This window comes from Microbacterium sp., from assembly GCF_039812165.1.
Taxonomy (GTDB): Bacteria; Actinomycetota; Actinomycetes; order Actinomycetales; family Microbacteriaceae; genus Microbacterium.
This window is the reverse complement of record NZ_JBDIAB010000265.1, coordinates 1-3,336: the sequence shown is the minus strand read 5'-3', so window position 1 is coordinate 3,336 and position 3,336 is coordinate 1. Positions and strand designations below refer to the sequence as shown.

The 3,336-nt window shown below is 72.8% G+C and carries 5 protein-coding genes; 1 reads left to right on the top strand and 4 read right to left on the bottom strand.

The features are described 5' to 3' along the window. The 3 genes from WML84_RS14030 to WML84_RS14020 all read right to left on the bottom strand — a co-directional run. A partial coding sequence (locus WML84_RS14030) for an SDR family oxidoreductase (RefSeq protein ID WP_347346756.1) occupies positions 1-482 on the bottom strand: 482 nt, incomplete at its 3' end. Further along, on the bottom strand, positions 479-1,273 hold the full coding sequence (locus tag WML84_RS14025; protein ID WP_347346755.1) for an enoyl-CoA hydratase-related protein: 795 nt from the start codon (positions 1,271-1,273) through the stop codon (positions 479-481). The genes WML84_RS14025 and WML84_RS14030, both read right to left, overlap by 4 nt. A gap of 189 nt (positions 1,274-1,462) precedes the next feature. Beyond that, entirely contained in the window at positions 1,463-2,224 is a 762-nt protein-coding gene (locus WML84_RS14020; protein ID WP_347346754.1) for an SDR family NAD(P)-dependent oxidoreductase, read from the bottom strand. 185 nt (positions 2,225-2,409) lie between these two features. On the opposite strand from WML84_RS14020, the gene WML84_RS14015 reads away from it, so the two are divergent. Further along, positions 2,410-2,754: a DUF488 family protein gene (locus tag WML84_RS14015; RefSeq protein WP_347346753.1), complete on the top strand. Its 345-nt coding sequence runs from the start codon at positions 2,410-2,412 to the stop codon at positions 2,752-2,754. Between the two features lie 165 nt (positions 2,755-2,919). On the opposite strand, the gene WML84_RS14010 is transcribed toward WML84_RS14015, so the two are convergent. Then, on the bottom strand, positions 2,920-3,336 hold a 417-nt coding region (locus tag WML84_RS14010; protein WP_347346752.1), incomplete at its 5' end, for an N-acetyltransferase family protein.

Sequence of the window (3,336 nt, the reverse complement as noted above, 5' to 3'; positions counted from 1 at the left end):
AGCCAGCGCGGTGTGAGGTTCAGCGGCGGCGAGAGCGACAGGATGTGCGGGTTCTCGGCATCCTTCAGGATCGGCACCGCGGCGCGCGACAGCATGAACGTGCCGCGCACGTTGACGTCCTGCATGAGGTCGTACTTCTTCGCGGCGAGGTCGAGCGACCCCGACAGGTCGATCACCGACGCGTTGTTGACCACGATGTCGATGCCGCCGAACTCGCCCTCGGTCGTGAGCACCGCCTCGGTGACGTCGTCGTCGTTGCGCACGTCGCCCACGATCGGCAGCGCGTTGCCGCCGGCGGCGCGGATCTGCTCCGCCGCGGTGTGGACGGTGCCCTCGAGCTTCGGATGCGGCGTGTCGGTCTTCGCGAGCAGCGCCACGTTCGCGCCGTCGCGCGCGGCCCGCACGGCGATCGCGAGGCCGATGCCCCGGCTGCCGCCGGAGATGAGGAGGGTCTTGCCGGCGAGCGATCTCGTGGGGGTCATGGGCTCTCCTGCTTGTCGGATCTCCTGCGGGCGGATGCCGCGGCGAACGCCGCGATGCGCGTCTGGGCCTCTGGGGTGTCGAAGCGCGCCCCGATCGAGCGGGCCTCGTCGGCGAGGTTCTCCTCGAACGAGCGGCCGGCGCCGGTGCGGACGAGGCGCTTGGCCTGGCCGAACGCCGCGGTCGCCCCGGCGAGCCAGAAGCGGGCGACCTCCTCGGCACGGGCGGCGACCTGATCGGGGTCGACGACCTCGCTCACGAGGCCCCAGTCCAGCGCCGTGGCTGCGTCGATCGTGGTGTCGGTGAGGAGCAGCTGCAGCGCGCGGCGCTGGCCGATCGCCGCGGGCAGCAGCGTCGAGACGCCGAGGTCGGGCGTGAGCCCGATGTTCGCGTAGCGCGACACGAACCGCGCGGTGTCGGCCGCGACGATGTGGTCGGCGGTCAGCATGAGGCCGAGCCCGCCGCCCGCGACCGCGCCCTGCACGGCCGCCACGATCGGCTTGTCGGAGGTGACGAGGGTCCGGATGCCGTCGTGGATCACCTCCGCGGCACCGGTCACCTGCTGACCGTCGGCTCCGGAGGTCGCCATCGCGAGCACGTCTCCCCCGGCGCAGAAGGCCGGGCCGACGGCATCCAGGATCACCGCCCTCACCGCCTGGTCGGAGGCGACCGCGTGCGCGACGTCGCGCCAGCGCGTGCCCATCTCGAAGTCCATCGCGTTGAGCATCGCGGGCCGGTTGAACGTGATGCGGGCCAGGCCCGCGTCGACGGCGAGGAGGATCGAGTCGCTCACGCCGACCCTCCCTCCGCCACGCACGGGCCCGAAACCCGCACATTCCACGGCCTGACCCGGCGTGCCTGCACGTAACTCCTGCAGAATGCGCTCATCCGGCCGCCGATGACCCCCGAGCGGGCGATCTGCCTGAGTTGTGAACGCTGCGAGTCGCTCATCGCGGCGCCATCCGGATGGCCATGGTGCCGCTCATCGCGGTGCCATTCGAATGGCACCGTCGAGACGGATGGTCTCGCCGTTGAGGTACCCGTTCTCCACGATCTGCACGACGAGCGCGGCGTATTCGCCCGGCCGCCCGAGCCGCTGCGGGTACGGCACCTGCAGCGCGAGCGAGTCCTGCGCGGCCTGCGGCAGGCCCGCGAGCATGGGCGTCTCCATGATCCCGGGGGCGATCGTGCAGACCCGGATGCCGTGGCGCGCCAGCTCGCGCGCGATCGGCAGCGTCATCGCGTGCACCCCGCCCTTGCTGGCCGCGTAGGCGGGCTGACCGATCTGGCCGTCGAACGCGGCGACGCTCGCCGTGTTCACGATGACGCCGCGGTCGCCGTCCGCGGTCGGCTCCGTGCGGGCGATGACGGCGGAGGCCTGGGCCACCACGTTGTACGTCCCGACGAGGTTGACGCGGACGATGCGCTCGAAGTCCGCGAGCGGGGTCGGGATGCCGTCGCGGTCGAGGACCTTGGCCGGCGGCGCGATGCCGGCGCAGTTGACGACGACGCGCAGCGGTGCGTCTGCGGACGCGAGGGCGACGGCATCCGCCACCTGGCCCGGGTCGGTCACGTCGGCCGGAGCGAACGAGCCGCCCAGCTCGGCGGCGACGGCGGCGCCGGCCGAGGTCGCGAGGTCGACGATCGTGACGCGCGCTCCGCCCGCGGCGAGGCGCCGGGCGGTCGCGAGACCGAGTCCGCTCGCGCCGCCGGTGACCAGCGCCGCGCTCCCCGTGAGGTCCATGTGCTCTCCCTCGAACTCGTCCCCAGCCTACGCGGGGCGCCGCGTGCGGCACATCGTCGGAGATCGGCGCACGATCGGATGCCGGTGCGCCGAGGCATCCGACATACCGCCGATCTCCGACGGTGTGCAGCGGATGCGGGCCGGATGCCGTGGCCCCGACGAGTGCACGGGTGTTGACTGAGGTCATGGAACTGAAGGTGAAGCGCGTGTACGACGACCCGGCGCCCGCGGACGGCTTCCGCGTGCTGGTCGACCGGCTCTGGCCGCGCGGCCTTTCGAAGGAGCGCGCCGACCTGGATCTGTGGGCCAAGGACGTGGCGCCCAGCGCCGAGCTGCGGACGGAGCTCCACCACGAGGGCCTGGCGTGGGATGCCTTCGAGAAGGCCTACCGCGCGGAGCTCGCCGCGAACCCCGCGGTCGGCGAGCTGCGGACGACGCTCGAGCCCCACGCCGTGGTCACGCTGCTGTACGGCACGCACGACACCGCGCACAACCACGCGCAGCTGCTGGCCGAGGCGCTCGAGGCCTGAGCCCCCGCGTGCCGGTCGTGCCCGGTCGTGCGCACCGAGTCACCGTCCTGGCATCCACCCACTGCGCTGCAGCACAGTGAGCGGGCGCGGGCCCAGTGACTCGGGAGGACGCGACCTTCACGTGCACCGGGACCGGCTGGGCGCAGCGCCAGGGCCGGAAGTGCGTCAGGGGCGCGCGCGGTCGTCGAGCGTGAGCTGCAGGAAGGTCAGATCGAGCCACGCGCCGAACTTCGTGCCGACCTGCCGGAGGGTGCCGGCGTGCTCGAAGCCGAGCCGCTCGTGCAGGCGCAGCGACCCCTCGTTGCCCGCTTCGACGCCGGCGACCATGACGTGCTTGCCCAGCCGACGAGCACGCTCGATCAGCGTGAGCATGAGCGCCCTGCCGATGCCGCCGCCGCGCTGATCGGAACGGACATAGACCGAGTGCTCCACGGTGTGGCGGTAGCCGTCGAACGCGCGCCAATCGCCGAACGACGCGTAGCCGACGACGGTGTCGCCCTGGTCGACCGCGACGAGCACCGGATAGCCCGACGCCTGGCGGGCGGCGATCCACGCGGCCCGGTCGGCGGCGTCGACCGTGGC